Source organism: Polyangium sorediatum (assembly GCF_029946465.1).
GTDB classification, from domain to species: Bacteria; Myxococcota_A; Polyangia; order Polyangiales; family Polyangiaceae; genus Polyangium; species Polyangium fumosum.
The window spans coordinates 1-20,430 of sequence record NZ_JARZHI010000028.1 but is presented as its reverse complement, the minus strand read 5'-3'; the positions used below and the strand labels follow the sequence as shown (position 1 = coordinate 20,430).

Genomic DNA, 20,430 nt, shown 5'->3' with positions numbered 1-20,430 from the left:
GAGGCGCGAGGGCGCGACTTCAGCGCCGTCGCCCGCCCTGGCCCGTGGCGTAGGCGATGCCGCTCGCCAGCGTGCCGCGAACGACCAGCGACGCGAGGGAGACATCGAGCTCGACCAAGGTTCGCGCGACATCCGAGCGGATGCCCGTCAGCACGACCTCCGCACCCACGAGCCCGAGCGCCTGCGCCGTACGCAGGAGCGTATTGGCGACGTGGGTATCCACCTGTTTGACGCCGGTGATGTCGATGATCACCACCCGCGTCTGCTTGCCCACGGCCGCATGCAGCACCGTCTCCAGCATCTGGTCGGCGCGCCTCGCGTCGACGACGCCGATGAGCGGCATCACCATGATGTCCTCGCGAATGGGGATGAGGGGAGTGGACAGCTCTTCGAGGAGCGCGCGTTGTACACGGATCACCTCGTCCTGCAGGGCAGCACGCGCTTGCTCGGCCTGCTCGCGCGCCACGAGCTCTTGTTCGAGGCGCCCCGCCTGGAGGCGAATGATATCGGCGGACTGTCTGCGCTCCGTGACGTCCTGCACGGTGCCGAGCATCCGAAGCGGCGTGCCCGATTCGCTGTAAAAGACCTTGCCTTGCTCGTGGACGACGCGCGTCTCGCCCGTCGGCAGCACGATGCGGTGCTCGATGCTGTAAGGGGCGCGCTCGTTCACGGTCCTGTTCACGGCCTCGGTGACCATGGCCCGATCGTCGGGATGAATCGTGCCGATGAACGCCTGGTAGCTGACGTCGAACTTTCGCGGCTCGTAGCCAAAGATGCGAAAAATCTGGTCGGACCAGGTCAAGCCCCCCGTGGGAATGTCCCAATCCCAATTGCCCATGTTCCCAATCTGCTGGGCCCAGAGCAGGCCTTCCTCGCTCGCGCGGAGCGCACCTTCCGTCTTTTTGTGCGCCGTGACGTCGCGAAGATGGACGAGCGCGCCGCCCTCCGGGTCGACCTGGCACGGCGTCACGACGAGCGAAAACCAGCGCTGCGCCTCGTCCGCTGCGTAGCTCGTCCCCAGCTCCAGGTCGAAGCGCGCGCGGCCGCCCGCGATCACCTCGCCGATGCCGGCGCGCATCGCCGCTCGGTCCGTCTCGTGCATGTCGAGCATGGATGCGGGGGACGTGCCCGCGGGGAGATCGCGGCGTCGTCGCCCCGGCTCGCTGTCGTCGGCGAGCCGATGCCACGCGAGATTGGCGTACCGAATGCCCCCGCGCGCGTCGACGAGCGCGACCGGATCCGTGAGCGCATCGAACGCAGACCACGGCCCCGCGGCCAAATGGGACGAACTCCCGGACGACGGCGTGTCCTTCAACATGTAACTCCCCCCCGAAACCCGAGCCCCAGCTCTGGCCCCCCGATGGCCAAATCCGCGAGCTTGCGCGCCTGCGCGTCTTGGGTGTGAATTTACCGGGTGGGCGTGCTTGCCGTCAAGCTTGGAGGAACGACCGCGTCGACGGTACCGTGCTATTTCCGCTGCGACGCGAACGCCTTGAATGCCTCGGCGTAGTCGGGGTGCCACCGCGAGAGCGGTGGGCGGTTCTCGACGATGTCGCCGGCCGCCCAGAGAATCCGGCGCTCGTCGAGCGAGCGCGGGACCTCGTTGTCCGGGCAGAGAATGTAGAAATCATTCGCGGCCAGGCGCTCCATCATGAAGTCGATCGTCTGCTCCGGCGTCCACGCCCCCGCCGGTTTGTCGGTACGGCCGGACCCGGTGAGCTCGGTGAAGACGAATCCCGGAATGAGCAGGTGCGCGCTGATCTGGCAGCCGGGGGTGTTGCGGAGCTCATGCTGAAGCGCCTCGGTGAATGCTTTCACGCCAGCCTTCGAGACATTGTACGCCGGGTTGCCGGGCGGCGTGGTGATGCCCTGTTTCGAGCCGGTGTTGATCACGAGGCCGGGCCGCCCCTGCTCGATCATCCGAGGCACGAAGACCTGCGTGCCGTGGAGGACGCCCCAGAGGTTCACGTCGATCGTCCGCGCCCAGCTCTCCGCGGGTCCGAGCACGGTGCTTCGAGGGCCGATGCCGGCGTTGTTCAAGAGGATGTTCGTCCCGCCAAACCGCGCGGTGACGGCGGCTTCGAGCGCGACGAGCGCCTCGACGCGGCTGACGTCGGTCTCGGAGGTCATCACATCGGCGTCGCCGCCCGCCGCCACGGCCACGACGGCCTCACGCGCCCGCGCGAGCCGATCGGCGCCGAGGTCGGCGATGCAAACACGAAGGCCGAGCGACGCGAGCTTCTTCGCGGCCGCGAGGCCAATGCCCGCGGCGCCGCCCGTGACGACGGCAACGGCGCCCGGAATGAAAGCGGGGTGCATCATGACATCTCCTGTGGTGAGAATCGCTGGGGGTTTCAGGTCTGCGCGAGCGCGCGCTCGATCGCGGTCACGAGGAGGTCGGCATCGGGCGGCACGTCGGGCGAGAACCGGTCGACGACCTCGCCCTTGCGATCGACGAGAAACTTCTCGAAGTTCCAGAGGATCTCGTGCGGCGCGCCCGGTTCGATGCCGTAACCGACGAGCCGCGCCCGAAAATCACTGCCCGGGAGCGCGCGCGCCTCGGGCTGGGCCGAGGTGAGCGCGCCATAAAGCGGGTGCTGGCCCTCGCCCTTGACGACGATCTTCGAGAAGAGCGGGAAGGTGACGTCGTACGAGGTGGAGCAGAACGACTGGATCTCCGCGTCGGTCCCGGGCTCCTGCGCGCCAAACTCGTTCGCGGGGAAAGCGAGGACCTCCAAACCCTGGTCCTTGTACTTGCGATAGAGGGCCTCGAGCGCCGTGTACTGAGGCGTGAGCCCGCACCGCGAGGCGACGTTGACGACGAGGCGAACCTTGCCGCCGTACGCGCCAAGCGAGGAGGGACGGCCATCGATGGTGTTGACAGGGATCCGTTCGAGGGAAGATGCCATGGCCTTGGGATTACTCGTCACAGGCGCGAGGCGCAATCGGCCGCGGGCGAGTGCGTCCCTCCAGGACGCTGCGTCCGCAAGAGCCGCCACACCCGCTCGTTCCACGTGGACCTGCCCCCCACCGTGCCCGTGGCAAGACCCTCCTCTCGCTCGTACCCCGCCGCGTCTCGGCCTCTCCTTGTCGAAGAAGCCGCCACCGCGGTCCTCCAAGCCATGTTCGCCTGCACGGCGGCGACGTTCGACGGGAGCCCTCACGTCACGCGCGCGCGGCTCCTTCGCGGCGTCGTCCACCTCCGCCCCGAGGGCAGCTACCAGCGCCTCTTCGGCATCGACCGTCCGACCGGCGCGCGGATCGAAGGCACCGGCGACCTGACCTGAGTTCGGCTGGGCAGGCTGTTACGTGAAGATGAGGTCGATCCGGATCTCCAGGCCGTGCTCGACGCCGAGGAGAAGGCGTGAACGTAATGAGCAAAACCCGGTCGACATGACGCGCGATAGCCCCCAGGCTCGCTTGACAGGCTGCAGCGTTTTGCGTTCTTCTCCCTAAGGCGTCGATTCGTTGGCGCAGCGTCCTAGGCTTCTCGTCCCATAGGTGGACGTCCCGCGTCCCGCCTCGCGAGCAAGGCGTGGCCCGGCTTGCTTCACCCCCGAGGCGAGCTCGCTTCGCGCTCTCGCAGAACGGCGAAGGGGTCACCACGCGAGCGCTCTTTCGAGCGCCTCCCGTGAACGTGAGTCCGATCATGCAGCACAACCACGCAGCATTCGCGCCTGGCACCATGTTCGAGGATCGTTATGAGATCCTTGCCAAACTCGGCGAGGGTGGCTTCGGCGTGGTGCACAAGGCCCGCCAGCTCACCACGGGGCAGCCAATCGCGTTGAAGACGCTGCGCCTCACCGAGCACGGGGGCGCCGCGCAGACCGACACGCGGGTCGCGCGCTTCCTGCGCGAAACGCAGCTCTGCGCCCAGCTTCACCACCCCAACATCGTCCAGCTCGTCGACGCAGGACAGAGCAGGGACGGGATTCTTTACACCGCATTCGCCTTCGCCCCCGGCGACGACCTCGCCGCGCTGCTCGCGAGGGAGGGCGCGCTCGCGCCGCGCGAGGCGAAGTATTTGATGCTCCAAGTACTCGACGCCCTCGCGGCTGCCCACGCAGCAGGCGTGGTCCACCGCGATCTGAAGCCCAGCAACATCATGGTGATCCCCACGGGCGCCCGCCGCAACGCGCTCGTGCTCGACTTCGGGATCGGCTCCACGATCGACGCCGAGAGATCCACACGCCTGACCGGCAGCCACGACGCGCTGGGCACGCCCGGCTACGGGGCGCCGGAGCAGTGGCGCGGCGCCGAGCCCTCGCCGCGCGCAGATCTCTTCTCCTGGGGCCTCGTGTTCCTCGAATGCCTGACGGGCAAGCCGGTGTACAGCGGCACGGCGGCCGAGATCTTCTATCAACTGCTCGACGCCGATCCCGTCCCGATCCCGGCCGCGCTCACGCGCCACCCCCTCGGCGCCCTCCTCGCCCGCGCCGTTTGCAAGGACGTCGCCGCGCGTGAGGTCACCGCCCGCGGGCTCCTCGACGCGCTCGACGCCTGCGACCTGCGCGGGTTGTCCCGCGAGGGGATGCTCGGCGCCGCGAGCCCCGCGGCCGGCGAGGGCCTCCGGACATGGACCACGAGCACGACGATCACCACGTCGCTCGAGCACCGGAGGGGGTCGGTCCCGCCGACGCTGGACGGCGAGCGCCGGCAGCTCACGGCGCTCTGCTGCCGCCTGAGGACACGCGCCGCCACGGAGCAGGCCCTCGACGCCGAGGCACACGACGGCCCCTTGCGCTCCGCGCTCGCCCTCTGCGCGAACGTCGGACACCGCCACGGGGGGTACGTGGCCGCGGCGCTCGGCGACGATCTGCTGATCTACTTCGGCTACCCCACCGCGGCGGAGGACGACGCCAAGCGCGCGGCCCGCGCGGCGCTGGAGATGGCCGTCGCCGTGCAAGCCGAAGAGCCGCGGATCGCTGCGCGGAACGTCCGGGTCGAGGCAAGCATCGGTGTCCACACCGGCCCGGTCGTCGATGGGGATCTGGAGGACCTCCACGGCACGAGCCTCGTCACGGGCGCCACCCCGCGACTCGCCGCACGGCTCGCCTCGCTGGCGGTGCCGGGGTCCGTGATGGTCAGCGCTGCGTCGCAAGCGTTGCTGCGCGTCGCCTTCGAGCTCGAAACCGAAGGCGTCCGCTCCATCGAGGGGATCGCGGCGCCCGTGGAGACCTTCCGCCTCGGGCAGGAGCACGTCCACGCGACGAGGTGGCCGACCCCCGACGGCACAAAGGCCCCGCTCTCCGGCCGAGATTCCGAGATGGCGCTGCTCCTGGAGCGATGGCGCCTCGCGTGCGAGGGCGTCGGCCAGTCGAGCCTCATCACGGGCGAGCCAGGCATCGGCAAGAGCCGCCTGACGCGCGAGCTGCGCGTTCGGCTGGCGCGCGAGCCCCACACCTTCCTCGAAGCGCGGTGCTCACCCGACATGCAGCACAGCGCCCTCGCGCCGGTGGTCGATCTCCTGTCGCGCGTGCTCAAGCTCGACCAGGAAGCGAGCGCGGGCAGCAAAAGCGCGCGCCTCGCGGAGGAGCTTACCGCGCACGGCTTCACGCCGGCGGAGGCCATGCCGCTCTTCTTGCCGCTCTTCTCCCTGCCCCTCGACGCGCCGTATGCCCCGCTCGACGTCTCGGCGCAGCGGCAGAAGGCGCTGACGCTCGAGGCCATCGCGTCGCTGATCTTCACGATGGCCGACACGCAGCCCGTCCTCCTGCTGGTCGAAGATTTGCACTGGGCCGATCCCACCACGCTAGAGCTGCTGACCCAGCTCGTTCGCGAGGTGCCCACGGTCCCCATGTGCTTGCTCATGACGGCACGTCCCGAGTTCTCGCCATCGTTCGCGATGAACAGCGTGCTCCTGCTCCCGCTGAGCCGCCTGGAGCGCCCGCAGATCGCGGAGATGCTCCACGGGTTCGTCGGCCACAAGGCGCTGCCCCCCACCTTGATCGATCGGGTGGCGAGGCGCGCCGACGGGGTGCCTCTCTTCGCGGAGGAGCTGCTGCGGATGATGATCGACGCGGGGCAGCTCGTGGAGCGCGAGGAGCGCTACGACCTCGCGGGCCCGCTCTCCGACGACGCGATCCCGGGGACCCTGCACACGCTGCTCACGGCGCGCCTGGATCGGCTCGCGCGCGCCAAGGAGACCGCGCAGCTCGCGGCGGCGCTGGGGCGGGAGTTCAGCCTCGGGGTGCTCTCGGCCGCGAGCCCGCTCGGTCCCGCGGTGGTGGCGGACGACCTGGAAAAACTGATGCGCGCAGGACTCGTGCTGCGCAAGGGGCGGACCAAGGACGCGGTGGGGGTGTTCAAGCACGCGCTGATTCGCGATGCGGCCTATGAGTCGCTCTCCACGAACGCGCGGCTGCGGGTCCACGCACGGATCGCGGGCACGCTGGAGGAGCGCTTTCCGGAGGTGGTCCGGACGCGACCGGATCTGCTCGCGCATCACCACGCGGCGGCGGAGCAGAAGCCGCAAGCGATGGCTTACGCGCTGCAAGCGGCGGAACAGGGGCTGCAACGCTCGACGTACGCCGAGGCCGTCGCGCACGCCTCCAATGCCATCGCGTGGGCGTCCGCGCTGCCGGCCACCGAGGGGATCGAGGCGGAGCTCTCCGCGAACGGCATTTTGACCCAGGCCCTGATGGCGATCCGGGGCTGGGCGGATCCGCAGGTCAAGGCGACCGCGGATCGCTCGGCCAGCCTGCTCCAACGGCTCGATCAGGACAGCAAGCACAGGGTGCCGACGTTGTGGTTTCTGTTCACCTATCACCACGTGGCCAGCAATCGCCGGACGGCACGCGCGGCGGCTGAGGCGCTGGTCGCCATTGCCGAGCGCTCCGGCGACCCGGGATTCCGCGCGGCCGCCGCGGCGCTCCATGGCCTCGCGCTTTTCATGGATGGCGACCATGCGGATGCGAGACCCGCCGTCGAGCGCGCTGTCGAGCTCTACGATCCCACCCTTCACCGGGACCACGGGGCGCGCTTTGGGCTGGATACGCTGGTCCTGGCAAAGTCGTACGTGGCCCAGCTCCGGTGGCTCTCGGGCGATGCCGCTACGGCCTTCCCGCTCGTCACGAGCACCCTTGAATGGGCGCGCGAGATCGGTCACGTCCCTTCGATCGCCATTGGCTTGCTGTACGGGGGGATGGTCCATCAGCTCGCCGGCGACCGGCGCGCGGTCGCCGCCATGGCCGGAGAGCTCCTCGCGCTGAGCGGGAAATATGGGCTGCCTGCCTACGAAGGCTATGCCGCGACCCTCCACGACTGGGCGACCGGCGACGGGCGGCGCGCCCAGGCGATCGTCAATGTCCTCTCCGACCTCGGGTGCAAGCTCGGCCTCTCGTATTATGGTTCTCTGGCCGCCGATGCCCAGGCGGAGCGCGGCGAGCTCCTCGAGGCCATCACGAGCATCGACCATTGCCTTTCTTTGTGCCGCGAGAACGACGAGCACTTTTACGAGCCCGTGCTCCACCTTCGCCGCGCCATGTACGAGGCGCAAAGGGATCCTGCGGCCGAAGGCGTCCGGAGCTCGCTGGAGGAAGCGGCCCGGCTGGCGCGGCGCCAGGACATGCCGAGGATCGAAGCGCTGGCGACGCTGGAGCTCGTCCGGCGCTCCGGCGCAGCCGAGCAGCGCCGCGCACGGCTCGACGAGCTGCTCACGCGCCACCCGGGTCTACGAGAGATCGAAGTCGACAACCACGAAGGAGAAGCCCGATGGGCATGAACAAGTTGCTGGATTTTCGCACGGCTTACATGCGTTCGATCGCGACGGCGTGGTCCTCTCCGAGTTTTCTGAACGAGCTGACCACGAACCCCACCGGGACGTTATCGAGGTATTTCGGCTTCGACTGGCCGTGGACCAGCGCCTGCACCCTCGAAATCACGACCAGCGAGGCCGCCCAGGGCCGGTTCGAGTGGATTGGCGACGAGTGGGTCTGGTCCAAGAACCTGCTCGACAGCCTGACGCTATACCTGCCGCTCACGGCGCCGTCGAGCGACCCGAACGCGAGAGCCATGGCGCTCGCGGATTATTACCGGCAGCGCGCCTCGTTGTTCAGCGACGACTGGGGAACGGAGTACGGCCCCTTGGGTCCCCTCTCGGCTTTGAGGAGCCCCCGAGGGGTGCCGGTGTTGAACGACCCGGCCATTGGACCCCATAGCAGCGCTCCTGTCGGCGGCTTCGTCCCGAGTGACAATGAATTCAGTGCATTCCAGGTCGCGCTACTTTCGGCGCTCGCCAAGGCCTGGGCCGACCCGGGCTTCAAGCAGAAGCTCTTGATCGATTCCACGGTAGCTCTGCACACCATCCGCGGGTACGAGCTGCCCTGGAACATGAACATCATCATCAGGGATGATAGCGGGGCCCACTGGACTCCGCCGAACGTGTCGAGCAGCCCGCCGTCGCACGGCCAGTCGTATTGGACGTTCTCGCAACCGTCCGCGCTCACGCTCTATTTGCCCACGAAACCGCACAATGTGGAAGCCGAGCCCATCGCGCTCGCTGCATACAACGCGACGGGCGCCGAATACCCCTTCACCTGCTGCTGCTAGCGGGTGGAACGAAGACCTCGATGGAGCCTCTGGAGCTGAGTCAGGTGCTGGCACTCAAGCCGACCCTGCGGGTCGAGCGCGTGGAGACCGGCGCGGCCTTCTTGATTGGCGAGCGTGAGCGATTCGTCCTCTCCGGCGCCAGCACCGTCGAGGTGGCCATGCTCGTCGATGGCCGGCGCACCGTACATGACATCCTGCACGCCGCGCGCGCTCGGGTCTCGGAGCCGGAGGCGCTTTATATCCTGAGCAAGCTCGCGGCGCGCGGCTACCTCGTGCCCGCGGCTCCAGAGCTTCCCTCCGAGGCTACGGCCTTCTGGCACGGGGTGGGCCTCGACGGCAGGGCCGCCACCGAGGCCCTGCGCCGCACCCCCGTGTCGGTCCAAACCCTCGGCGAAGCCATTCCTGCCGCATGGATGACCGAGGCGCTCGTGCAGGCAGGCGTGCGGGTCGACGGCGAGGCGCGCGTGCAGGTGGTCGTGAGCGACGATTCCCTGCGGCCGGAGCTTGCCGCAATCAATCGCCGCGCGCTGGCGGAAGGGACGCCCTGGTTCCTGATGAAACCCACCGGCGTCCAGCCGCTCCTCGGACCCGTGTTCGAGCCCGGCGCTGGCCCCTGCTGGGAATGCCTTTCCTTCTGGATACGCCAGAACCGCCCGGTCGAGGAGATGGTGCGCCGGCGCGGAAACGACGAGGGTGTCGTCGCTCCCCCCAGGGCGGCCATGGAAGCGAGCATCCGAACGGCCTGCGGAATCGGCGCCCTGGTGATCGCCCGCGTGCTCGCCGGGGGGGACAGGAGCTCCCCCCCTCCGCTCGGCTCCCGGGTGCTCGCCCTCGATTGGTCCACCTTCCAGACCACGGCGCACGCGGTCGTCCGGCGGCCGCAATGCCCGACGTGCGGAGATCGAGGGTTGATGACGGACGTCGGCGAGCGGCCGATCGAATTGCAGCCGATCGAAAAGGCGCATTACGAGGACGGGGGATACCGCAGGCAAACCCCGCGGCAGACCTACGAGCGTTATCAACACCTCATCAGCCCGATCACCGGAGCCGTGACCCACCTGATCCCGATGCCGGGAAAGGACACCGAGCTCCGTGCCGTGTATGCGTCGGGGTACCTGGTTTGCCCTCGGGACGGCGTGCCGCACGCCAACGTCTTCGACAAGGCCTGCGCGGGCAAGGGACGCAGCGCGGATCAGTCGAGGGTCAGCGCGCTCTGCGAAGCCCTCGAACGTTATAGTGGCGTCTACCAGGGGGACGAGGCGCGCGTCCGCGGCAGCAAGGACGAGCTCGGCGCGGCGGCGCTCTGCCTTGGCGATCTCTTGAACTTCAGCGACGCGCAATATCACGCGCGCGATCGACTCCGTGCGCAAGGCGTGGATCGACGCCAATCGGTGCCCGAGCCGCTCGATGCCAGCACCCGGATCGATTGGACGCCGGGCTGGTCGCTGAGCAAACGCGAAAGGCGCTACGTCCCGCTGGCCTATTGTTATGCCGAGGCCCCGGCCGAGAGTGGCACCGCATTCTGCGGCCCCTGCAGCAACGGGGTGGCGGCCGGCACCTGCCTCGAAGAAGCCTTGCTTCAGGCCCTGCTCGAGCTCGTGGAGCGCGATGCAGCCGCGATCTGGTGGTACAACCGGATGTCACGCCCGGCGATCGACCTCGAGAGCTTCGCGGATCCCTACTTCGACGCCATCCAGGCCGACTCCACCCGCCTCGGCTGGAAGGTATGGGCGCTCGATCTCACCCACGATCTGGGCATCCCCACCTGCGCGGCGCTCGCCCATGAGCCCCGCGCGGATCGATTCGCCATTGGGTTTGGCTGCCACCTCGATCCACATCTCGCCGTGCAGCGATCGCTTACCGAGCTCAACCAGCTCTTTGACCCCGAAGGCACGCGCCGGGCGCCGTGGGACGTGGAGCGCCTGCTTGCCCGCGACTATCTCTTCCCCCACCCCGATCTTCCGCGGATCACGGCCGGGAGCTTCCCTCGCATCGGCGGCGCCGATCTGCGCGCCGACATCGAGCATTGCGCGAAGCGTATCGAGGAGGCGGGCCTCGAGCTCGTCGTGGTGGACAAGACCCGCCCCGATATCGGCCTGCACGTGATCCAGGTGATCGTCCCCGGGTTGCGCCATTTCTGGCCTCGATTCGGCCCGGGGAGGCTTTACCAGGTTCCGTGCGCGCTCGGCTGGCTCGCGCGCCCGCTCGCCGAAAGCGAGCTCAACCCGGTCCCTCTTTTCGTCTAGCCGCTCAGGAGATCCGCATGCGTGATGGATTCCGGATCATGGACGTGGACCGTCACGTCATGGAGCCAATCTCCCTGTGGCCCGCGTACCTGCCTGCGCGAATGAAGGAGTATGCGCCTCGGCTCGCGCCCTTCGGCTCGCCCGAAACGTTGACCGAGCGGATCCATCGCTTGGGCGAGTATGCGCTTTTGCCCACACCCCCCATTCTCTCCGTGGCGGGCGAGCCCATCATGCGTGTGCCCGAGGCAGGGTACATCGAGCTCGGGCTCGTCGCCGCGCGCCGTCGCGAGAACCTCGCCGCCGCGGAGACGCCTCGGGGGCACCTCGCCGAAATGGACGCGACCGGCGTCGACGTTGCCGTCCTGCTCCCGACGTACGCGTCTTTCCTCGTTCATGACGACGCCATCGACGCGGAGCGCTCGCGAGCCTACGCGCACGCCTACAATCGATGGCTGAACGATTTCTGCTCGAACGCGCCGACCCGGCTCCTGGGCCCGGCGCTCCTCTCGCGCCACGATCCGGAGGCCATGGTGGACGACCTGGAGCAAGCGGTCCGCGACGGCCAGCGCTCCGTGATCCTCCGGCCGAACCCGGTGCAGGGCCGCACGCTGAGCGCCCCTGCGCATGCGCGGTTCTGGGCCGCGTGCGAGCACCACGCAATCACCGTCCTCCTGCACGAAGGCACACACGCACGTGTCTCCGCGGCGGGGGCGGATCGCTTCGAGACGCGCTTCGGCCAGCATGCTTGCTCGCATCCCATGGAGGCCATGATGGCGCTGCTTTCGCTGCTCGAAGGCGGCGTCCTCGAAGCGCACCCGACGCTGCGGGTGGGCCTGCTCGAGGCGGGATGCGGCTTTTTGCCTTATTGGCTCTGGCGGCTCGACCACGTCGAGTATTCGCAGATGCGCGGCGAGGTGCGCGGTCGGGTGCGCCTGCCGCCCTCCGAATACTTCCAGCGGCAATGCTGGATCGCGCTCGAGCCGAACGAGCCCATGCTCGACCGGGTGGTGACGGAGATCGGCGCGGCGCGTATGGTATTCGGAACGGATTTCCCCCACCTCGATCATGGCCCCGGAATGGTCGGCGACATGATGGCCCAGCAGGGCGCGCTCGGCGCTGAAGCGCTGCGAACGATCCTATGGGAGAGCGCATGCAACCTGATGGGAATCGATGGCAGGGCATGAGGAGCGAGCTTGGCCGGACGCACCGCGGCTACCGTGGCGGCAAGCGCCTCGGTGATGCACGACGCGACCGCACCCAGGCGCGCTTGCCCGAGAAGACGACCGCGATCTGATGGATGGGCTTCGCGCCTCGCTCGCGCAGATCCTGTGCGTATTCGAGCGTCTCGATCTGCAAGAGCGCGGCCTCCAGCGTCGCCTCGACCTTTGCCTTGCTGGGGACCTTGGAGCCTCGCGCCGGCAGGACCTTGAGCTCCATCACCACACCAGGCAAGCCCGGCCTCTTCGGGATCAGCATCACGTCGTATCGCCCGTACCCCGATTCGCGGTTCGATTTTATCTCGAAGATTCGCCCTTCGAGCGTGATGAGCAATCCCATGAGGAACACGTGATAGTGCGCTTCGATTTCCTTCGGCGCGCGATCGTAGTTGGATAACTTGAGCAGGAAGCCCTCCAGGAGGACGGCGAGCCGCTCCGCGTTCCCCTCGAAAAGAGACATTTCGAGTTCGGCGAGCCCCGGCTTGCCGCCGATGCCGGCCTCCATCCACCGCTTGAAGATGCGCGTGAACTTCCCCCGGACCTCTCGATTCGGGAAGGACAGCTCGCAGATCGGCTCGCCGTCCTCGTCTTCTTCGCGCTGCGCGATCACCTCGGCCCGCAAGTAGCCGGCCATCACCAGGATGCTCCATACCGTTTCTTGGTGGCTCGTCGCGTCCCGCAGCGCGATATGATCCTGGATGGGTTTCTCGATGACCTCGCCGCGCAGGAGCTTCTCGAAGTCATCGTAACATTGCGTGAACCACCGGGCGATCAGCTCTTCGGAGATGTCGCTCGGGCTCTCCCTCGCCCAGTAATCGAGAAACCGTACGTCGCTCTGGCGCACGAAGTTCAGCACCGACCATGGATTGAAGATCGACTGCTGGCCGAACAAATACCCCTGGTACCACCTGCGGACCCGCTCGCGCTGTTCGTATGCCTCGGCGTCCCGGAGGATCTTCGTCGTCTCCTCCTCGGTGAACCCGAACGACGTCGCGCACTCCGAACAAAGGATCGAATACGTCACGACGTTGTTGAGCCCCGAAAAGATGCTCTCGTTGGAGATCCGGAGGATCCCCGTCAGGACACCTTTGGCCAGGTGGGGATTGTCCTTGATGCCAGAATGAAGAAACTTTCGAATCAGGTCGACGGTCTCGGCGAACGATTTGTGCACCTGAGACAGGTGCAGCGGAGCATCGTATTCGTCCACGAGGATGACCACGCGCTTGCCATGGTACCGGTGCAGGAACCTGGACAAATCGGCCAGCGCCGAGCACAGGAGGGCCTCGTCTGCGCGACGCTCGAAGATCTCCAGAAAACGCACGCGCTCATGCGGCGCGAGCGCGCCCTCGGTCAGGAGATACGAATGCGCTTCGTAGATCCGCCGAGCTTCCTCGCGGAGCGTCTCCCGGGCCTCCACGCGATCCCCTGCCCACACGGTCCCGAGGCGCGTGTAAATGACCGGGTATTGCTGGAAATGAGCGAGAGCGTCCGGGTCCTGCATGACCGCGAGCCCCTCGAACAGCGGCCTCCGGTCCTCCGGGGTCCGCTCGAGGAAGCACTTGAGCATCGACATGTTCAGCGACTTGCCGAACCGCCTCGGCCGCGGGAACAGCAGCACCTGCGGCGGCGCCCGGAGGACCTCGCCGATGAACGCCGTCTTGTCGACGTAGTACCTGCGGCCCTCGCGCAGCGCCTTGAAGTCCGAGACCCCGATGGGAACATCAAGCGGTCGCATGAACACCCCCATGCACGCGCTTGCCCTGACGAACCACGGAGGTTCGGCGCAGGACGACGGTAAAACCGTACGTTTGGCCAAGCGTCCAGAAGATGAGCGGTTTCCGGCGGAACTGCGCCATGGGTCGTGCTCCTGGCAGGGTCGTCTCCAGGTCCGTTTGCCATGTACGCCGGTCCGCGGCCAAACTCAAGGGGCGAACGCTCTGCCGTTCAGCCCGTGCGTCGGTTTTGCCTGTGCCTCGGTTCGTCTAGACAAAACTCGTCCCGGGCGAGAGGCTCATGCCGGGGCCGCGCTCCTCGCTTCGGGCGCGAACCTCGAGGACCCACACATGGCTCGGAGTGAAAGCGCGCCTCGTCGGCGCCACCCACTGCGCCTTGCGTGGGCCGATGCGGGAGGCGTGGCCAAGACAAGGAGGTGTCGACAGAAGAGGGAGCTCCTGACAGCCGCAGGATGGAGGATGAAGAAAAGTTGGTGCCTTTGTCAGATCGACGTCCTCGTCGTGTCACTCTCCGGTCATGAACGCTCTCGCGCCTCCTTTTACCGAGCTGATCGACGCCTTCGTCCACGTGACCGGCGCGGCAGCTCTCGTCGGGAAGGCCGACGATCTGCAGCACGGACTGCAGCAGCTCGCGGCCGAGCTTTCGGTCGTCGGCGCCGAGGTCCATCGGGCGAACGTGGCGGGGATCAGGCTCGTGGACGCGGTGGACCAGCCGGCTCGGTATCCGGCGCTCGCCAGGTTTCATGCGACCTTCGACGACCTGCTCACCCTGACGCTGCCGCCGGAGGTCGCGAAATGGGCCGAGCGCCTCCTACGTCTCCCGGAGATCCCTTATTATGAGGAGGCACGGACATACCTCCTCGTCCTCGCGAGACACGCTGAAAATCCGCAACTGCGCGCGCTCTACCGTCTGATCGCGACCGAGATCGTCCGGGCCCACCTCATCGTCCACGCCCACAGGGACGCCGCGTTGCTGGCCCAAATACCGATCGATGACCTTTCCCTGCTCGAAATTGCAGAAAGAGAGGTCGATTGGTACCTGTCGAACCTCGACGAGTCGTTCGACGTACGGGAGTTTCATATCCTGCTGGCCAGCGCGCTCTGCAAGCTCACCCAGCATGCCCAAGAGCTCGCGGAGGCCCTGGCGCGACTCGATCGCGACGTGCGCGAAGCGATGGAGCGCCGAGCGCGCGTCGATGCGCTCCTGGCCGAGATGGACTCAATCGATGCGTTGCTGATCCGAAACGCATTCGCAGGCGAGGCGCAGATCGGGATCGAGCGCCTCCAGGATCTGCACCCGATGCTCCTCGGCAACAAGAAACGGAACACGCTCGATAAGCAGCTCAGCCGGCTCCGCAGACAAATCGAGAAGGGTGGCGCCGAGTCCGTCAAGCGCAAAGGAACGAGCTTCCTGGATCTCGTCAAGGTCGTCCCAGAAAGCAGCAAAAAGTCGCGCAGCAAGAACAAGAAGAAGGAGGCCCAGCGATGAACAGCACTCGATGGACATGGGACCAAATCATCCTCGCGCTGCGCCAGCATCCTTTCGGGACCATGATTCGGGTACCCGCGGGACAGATCGCTCATCCGATCGACGTGGCGATGATCCCTGCGGTCGGCGTGCCCCTCGGCCAACAGGCCGATTACGTGTGGCCAGCCGACAACGCCACGCTCTGTCACGTGGCTGATTTCGGCGCGCATTACGACGTGAGGCTCGCTCCAGCGCCCCAGATGCATCATCCCCAGCCGTACGCTCCGCCCCTTCCGCAATTCATGCCATATGTGCCGCCAGCTCCTCCGCCGCCTCCGCAGCCGGCCATCAACGACGCAGGAGCCGCAGTCCTCGCGACGACGGCTCTCGGCGCGCTCCTCGGGGCGATTGGCGGGACGAAGCAATCCATGACCACGGGAGCTCTCCTCGGCGGCGTGTTTGGCCTCGCCGCTGTGGCCGTGAGCAACGCCGAGAATTCGCCTGCAACCAGCGAAGCCGCCGTGTCCATCGCCCAACTCCTCGCAAAGCTCGCGCAGGCGGAAGAAACGAGCCGAGCGAGAGGCGGAGGGCGGGCGCCCGCGCTGGAGAGCGAACTCGCCCCAACCGAGCGCCTGAACGCACTACGCCAGAAAATACGCGCCGTCGAGGCGAAGCGGAAGGAAACCTCGACCGAGCGCCTCGCGCGGTTGTTGAATGCGCCGTCAGAAGTTTACGATCCGCGCTCGTCCCACGCTCCCGAAGAAGCCGCGCCCCGCAAACGCGCACGGAAACAAGCGGCGACCGAAAAGCCCGCACGCGGGCGACATAAAAAGTAACCCCGAACAAGAAATAGTAAATATTTGAAGAAAAGGAACTCGCCATGCTCGTCCCTGTCCTTGCCCTGCTCCTCGTCGGTGCCCTGACAAAAACGGGTATCACGAAAGCCAAGTCCGGCATGAGCGCCCTCGAACGAGCACGAGAACTCGTGCGCGACGCAGAAGAACGCCACGAAGGCTTTCGCCAAGCTCACGCGGCGTGGATTGCCGCCGTGAACGCCGATACTGATGCATTCGGACGATTCAAGGTTGACACGATGGCCACCTTCCAGCGATTCGGCCTCGTCCTCGATCGGCTTCATCAGCGCATGCGGCTCGATCCGATTCTGCACGCCTGGGCCTTCGACAGGAGCACCCTCCCCTCTCCGTGCCACGTTCCCGTCTCGGTCGACGCGGCGAATGCGATCGGAGGGGCGATGACGGCGATCTCGGCAGGCTCGGCGACCGCAGCAGGAGCCTTGGCGCTCGCCGGAACCGTAGGCGTGGCCAGTACGGGGACAGCGATTGGCTCGTTGAGCGGCGCAGCGGCGACGAACGCGACCCTGGCCTGGTTGGGCGGCGGCTCCCTCGCTGCCGGGGGCTTTGGAATGGCCGGTGGGACGCTGATCGTCGGAGGGCTCGCGGTCGCGCCCGCAGTCGCGGTGGCCGGCTTCGTGATCGAGGTACACGGGCAGAAGGCGCTCACCGCGGCCGCGACGCACGCAGCGGCTCTGGAGATGGCAATCGCACGGATGAGCAACGAGATCGCCCTTCTTCACGGGGTACGCCAGCGCATCGACGAACTTCAGCGGGTTGGGCAGGGCCTGCACCACGGTCTGAAGGACATCCTCGTCTGCCTCGAGATGATCAGGGACGATTTCGATTCCAACGATCCGGACCACCTCGCCCGCCTCTCCTTGGGCTTCCAGTACGCGCGTGCCCTCGCAGATGTGCTACGAGTGCCAATCGTTCCGGGGAATGGCGATCGCATCGGACAGATCGTCGCTCGGCAGGCCAATATCAAGCCCGGGCAGGGGTAACATGAGAGGGAGCGTGGACATGACGACGCGTGACGGAGCAGGGGGCACGACAGAACAAACGCTCCTGGCGAAGGTGGTCGTGCCACTCGATGCGCTGAAGCTGCTCACAGAGGTCGTGGCGAGCGTCGCAATGATGCATCGGACGACGCAGGAAGAGCAGACGAAGCGCGCGCACATCGAGGCGCAGGTGCTTGTGAAAATCGAGGCCGTCAGCTCGATGCGAGAGGTCCTCATCGACTATTTGGCCCGTTCCTTCGACGAACGCCGTGGGCTCTTCGATGAACTCTTCTCGCGGCTCGGTGAAGCAGCAGAGGTGCGCGACGTGAAGATGGCCGCTTCGATACTCGGTGGAATCGTCGAAATTGCCAGGTCGAACCCCCTCGGCGACTTGGCCGAGCTCTCGACGATCGCCGACTTGCTCGGCAAAGACGGAGCGGAATGGAAGATCTGAAGTCGCGTAGCTACACGAGACCGACCCCGCGGGCTCGCACCAAAAGTTAGCGGAGGAGAAGGGATTCGAACCCCTGGTACCCTTCCGGGTACGGCGGTTTTCAAAAACGAGGGTGCGGATGGGGGGTGGCATGGGTTTGGTGAGGGATTTCTAGGGGTTACTGCTGGCAAGGAACCGCGGGAGGGGGGGCTTGCCAGGAATTTGCCAGAACTTCGTTCCCTGGCTACTTACCGATGTTCCCGTGTGCTTGAAGGATGAGCGCGTAAGCCTCCCGCCATCCAGGCGACCGCTGCTCGACCACGCGTGCGAGCCAGCGGCGTACCCACCCCACGACGCCTGGGTAGGTCGATGGGGCCGAAAGCCACGTGCGAGCACGCTCTACGAGCCGTGGGCAATGCTCGGCGGGCGCCGCGTAGACGAGCGACGAGATCGGCCCGCCGCTGTCCTGGACCCTGGGATGCGGGTTCGGCGGGAGCGCTGCGAGCTCATCGACGAGCTCGAGGAGCGCATCGGGCATTCGCTTCCAGAGAACCTCGCGAACTCCGTGGCACCACGGGTCGACACGCCCGTCACGAACGGCTTCTAGCGCCAACGCCTTGGGCAAGGCACTGAAGACGGTCGCGTCGTTGCTCCAGCGCCCCTCCTGCTTGGACCACAGGTCCAGCCAACGAGCCCATATGGGTTCCGTGAGCCAAGGCCATACCTCCGGCATCTCTGCGAGCTGCCGGTAGAACACTTCCGGGAGAACGTCGGCGGACGCAAGCTTCCAGATGTGCTGCGCATCTTCGTGTTTTGGGCCAAACCCTCCGCGTCCGATCCACCGGAAGGGGGGGAATCGCCAAATGTCCTTGTTGCTCATCCAACAGCGCCAGCACCAGCGGAGCACGTCCACGACCTCCATCCCCCGCCGCTCGCAGGCCTCCTCCAGCGCCTCGAGTCCGAAGGACAAGAAGAGAAGCGGTTCGCGCTCGGATGGCTGGATCTCGAGCTCCGCTCCGCTCGCCAGCATGACCAGCAGATCGGGCGTTTGGAGCTCGAGCAAGCGGTGGTGACGATGCAAGACGCCGAATCTGTCCAGCAAAGCCGCGCCTAGACGATACGCCAGAAGCCCGAGTGGACCCGAGTCACCATTCTCCGTGCGGGCTCGACCTACCCACTGGATGCTTGACAGCGCCTCGAAGAAGAGGTTTTTCTCTCCCGCGTCCTCGGGAAGTCCGCGCCATGGGTTCAATGCGGAGCGGTCGATCTCCACGCCAGCCTCGGTGAGCGCGCGCGAGATCGAAAACGCCGCGAAGAGCCACACGTCGGTCGACGTGGCCCCGCGATGTTCATGTTGGGCAACCTGAAGGAGCGGGATCGGTGGCCAGTTCGTATACCGCTGAAACGTATAGCGCATCTGCCGGGCCCAGATCGTGTGGACCCAATCCATCGGCGGCGGCGAGACGCCCCTCATGAGCGCGATCCCGATTGCACGAAACACCCCGTCGAGCGCGGCCATCTGCTCCGGGGACGTCGGCTCCCCGGCCTTCATGCAGGCCTCGATGCCACGGAAATCGCCGGCGCGTACGTCGTCGATCAACCGATGCAGCGCGCTCTCCGACGTGCCCGGGTAGAGCAGCAGCGATCCGAGCCCGCTCGGGGCGTCGTCATACAAGCTGGCAATGGCGACGCTGGCGATGGCGTTGGAGATCCAGGTTGGCCTGATGAACCAGCAATGATCATGACGTTCCGCGAGAACGCCTATCGCCTTGAGCCCAGCGATGACAGACGCACCATCAGGAGCCAAGAGGGCACGAAGTTGCGGGACCACATCGCTTTCGGCTGCGTCGAGCACCGAAAGGAGACGATCCCGATTCAGCTCCGGTGCATGCCCGCGAGGAACCAGTTCGATCCAACAAGATTCGCATAACGCGGGGCCGAAGCCACGGCGGAGTCGTTCCATTTCCATATCCCGCAGCATCTCGGGTCCACACATCCTGAGCAGTTCCGTGGTACCCGGAGCGCATCGGCGATCGTCCCGCTCCAACAGGGCCTTGAGCCAGATGCGAACCAACCAGAGGGGATCTTTGACTTGTCGCTCACGATCCTCGAATCGGTCAAGCCCCGCATACTCGACGATGCCGAGAAACCCGATCAATTCGCCGGGCGTTTCGAATAGCGCGAGCATGTCCTCGTGAGACAGGAGCTCGCGCACTCGGCCTGCGTCAAACCCGCCGCCGGGTTTCACCCGCTTGGTGACCCATTTGAGCAGCGCATCCGCCCACACCGCCGCGTGCTGCGTGTGGAGAATGGTAAACAACGAGTGCGCGACGGCCTGTCCCAACTTTTCCCCAGGGAGTGAGGGCAGGCGGGGCACACCATGGTCGTACAAGCCGTTATTCGGGCTCTCCGACTTCTCTGGTGGCGGGTTTGGACAGGCGACGCAGATCGCCACCTCCGCCGGGGTTCCTTCGAGGGCTTCCACCGAAAGCCCCGCCGTCGACGCCAAATCGACATATACGCGTCCTTGGCTGGGAAGCTCAACGTCTGCCCAGCTTTCGGCCTGGAGGAAGGTCCAGCCATATCGCGCGTCGAGCCAGCGGCCGACGAGCGTCTTTCCTGCGCCGGTCGGCGCCACCCACCACGTTCGCGCCTCTCGGGGTCCTCCCACGCGCATGAGCGCGGGCGGCACACCGGGGAATGGTTCTTCCGAGCGGAGATCGATCGCCCGAAGGGCCGGAAACTGATCCTCCCCCGGATCCGTGGACAAACCCAAAGGCGCGGAGATGCGCTAGGAGAGTTCCATGGCGAGGCGGAAGCGGAGGTCGTTCAGCGCGGAGTTCAAGGCAGAGGCGGTTCGTCTCTGCCAGGTTGGGGACCGGAGCATCGCGAAGGTCGCGAAGGATCTGGATCTCACCGAAACGGCGCTAC

15 protein-coding genes are annotated in these 20,430 nt (G+C 66.6%); 10 read left to right on the top strand and 5 right to left on the bottom strand.

Features of this window, described 5'->3' with window-relative positions; all coding sequences use genetic code 11:
* Window positions 1-19: 19 nt before the first annotated feature.
* The 3 genes from QHF89_RS27470 to QHF89_RS27460 all read right to left on the bottom strand — a co-directional run bounded on the left by QHF89_RS27470 (window position 20) and on the right by QHF89_RS27460 (window position 2,909).
* Entirely contained in the window at window positions 20-1,318 is a 1,299-nt protein-coding gene (locus QHF89_RS27470) for a PAS domain-containing protein (protein ID WP_136966641.1), read from the bottom strand.
* 149 nt (window positions 1,319-1,467) lie between these two features.
* Window positions 1,468-2,322: an SDR family NAD(P)-dependent oxidoreductase gene (locus QHF89_RS27465; protein ID WP_136966642.1), complete on the bottom strand. Its 855-nt coding sequence runs from the start codon at window positions 2,320-2,322 to the stop codon at window positions 1,468-1,470.
* 32 nt (window positions 2,323-2,354) lie between these two features.
* The gene (locus tag QHF89_RS27460; protein ID WP_136966643.1) at window positions 2,355-2,909 is read right to left on the bottom strand and encodes a glutathione peroxidase; all 555 of its coding nucleotides are present in this window, start codon (window positions 2,907-2,909) and stop codon (window positions 2,355-2,357) included.
* Between the two features lie 213 nt (window positions 2,910-3,122).
* Between QHF89_RS27460 and QHF89_RS27455 the strand changes: the two genes are divergently transcribed.
* The 5 genes from QHF89_RS27455 (at window position 3,123) to QHF89_RS27435 (ending at window position 11,980) form a co-directional block, all read left to right on the top strand.
* Window positions 3,123-3,287: a hypothetical protein gene (locus QHF89_RS27455; protein ID WP_284720998.1), complete on the top strand. Its 165-nt coding sequence runs from the start codon at window positions 3,123-3,125 to the stop codon at window positions 3,285-3,287.
* 362 nt (window positions 3,288-3,649) lie between these two features.
* On the top strand, window positions 3,650-7,723 hold the full coding sequence (locus QHF89_RS27450) for a TOMM system kinase/cyclase fusion protein (protein ID WP_136966682.1): 4,074 nt from the start codon (window positions 3,650-3,652) through the stop codon (window positions 7,721-7,723).
* A complete protein-coding gene (locus QHF89_RS27445; RefSeq protein WP_284720997.1) occupies window positions 7,720-8,550 on the top strand; it encodes a BMA_0021/BMA_0022 family TOMM bacteriocin in 831 nt (276 codons plus the stop codon). The genes QHF89_RS27450 and QHF89_RS27445 overlap by 4 nt, the downstream gene beginning before the upstream one ends.
* A 20-nt stretch (window positions 8,551-8,570) precedes the next feature.
* Window positions 8,571-10,796, top strand: coding sequence for a TOMM precursor leader peptide-binding protein (locus QHF89_RS27440; RefSeq protein ID WP_136966645.1), 2,226 nt, complete (start codon window positions 8,571-8,573; stop codon window positions 10,794-10,796).
* A gap of 17 nt (window positions 10,797-10,813) precedes the next feature.
* Window positions 10,814-11,980 (top strand): amidohydrolase family protein, encoded by a 1,167-nt coding sequence (locus QHF89_RS27435; protein ID WP_136966646.1) that lies wholly within the window; start codon window positions 10,814-10,816, stop codon window positions 11,978-11,980.
* Window positions 11,981-12,008: 28 nt separating this feature from the next.
* Here QHF89_RS27435 and QHF89_RS27430 read toward each other — a convergent pair whose 3' ends face one another.
* Complete coding sequence (locus QHF89_RS27430; RefSeq protein ID WP_284720996.1) at window positions 12,009-13,748, bottom strand: AAA family ATPase; 1,740 nt, start codon at window positions 13,746-13,748, stop codon at window positions 12,009-12,011.
* Between the two features lie 515 nt (window positions 13,749-14,263).
* Here QHF89_RS27430 and QHF89_RS27425 point away from each other — a divergent pair.
* The 4 genes from QHF89_RS27425 to QHF89_RS27410 all read left to right on the top strand — a co-directional run bounded on the left by QHF89_RS27425 (window position 14,264) and on the right by QHF89_RS27410 (window position 17,520).
* Window positions 14,264-15,235 (top strand): coiled-coil domain-containing protein, encoded by a 972-nt coding sequence (locus tag QHF89_RS27425; protein WP_284720995.1) that lies wholly within the window; start codon window positions 14,264-14,266, stop codon window positions 15,233-15,235.
* A 458-nt stretch (window positions 15,236-15,693) separates the two neighbouring features.
* The gene (locus tag QHF89_RS27420) at window positions 15,694-16,050 is read left to right on the top strand and encodes a hypothetical protein (protein WP_136966650.1); all 357 of its coding nucleotides are present in this window, start codon (window positions 15,694-15,696) and stop codon (window positions 16,048-16,050) included.
* Between the two features lie 44 nt (window positions 16,051-16,094).
* Window positions 16,095-17,069: a hypothetical protein gene (locus tag QHF89_RS27415; protein WP_136966651.1), complete on the top strand. Its 975-nt coding sequence runs from the start codon at window positions 16,095-16,097 to the stop codon at window positions 17,067-17,069.
* Between the two features lie 19 nt (window positions 17,070-17,088).
* Window positions 17,089-17,520 carry a hypothetical protein gene (locus QHF89_RS27410; protein ID WP_136966652.1) on the top strand — a complete coding sequence of 144 codons (432 nt, stop codon included), beginning with the start codon at window positions 17,089-17,091 and terminating at the stop codon, window positions 17,518-17,520.
* 223 nt (window positions 17,521-17,743) lie between these two features.
* Here QHF89_RS27410 and QHF89_RS27405 read toward each other — a convergent pair whose 3' ends face one another.
* Window positions 17,744-20,137, bottom strand: coding sequence for a hypothetical protein (locus QHF89_RS27405; RefSeq protein ID WP_136966653.1), 2,394 nt, complete (start codon window positions 20,135-20,137; stop codon window positions 17,744-17,746).
* Between the two features lie 166 nt (window positions 20,138-20,303).
* On the opposite strand from QHF89_RS27405, the gene QHF89_RS27400 reads away from it, so the two are divergent.
* The coding region (locus tag QHF89_RS27400; RefSeq protein WP_284720038.1) for a transposase at window positions 20,304-20,430 on the top strand (127 nt) is incomplete at its 3' end.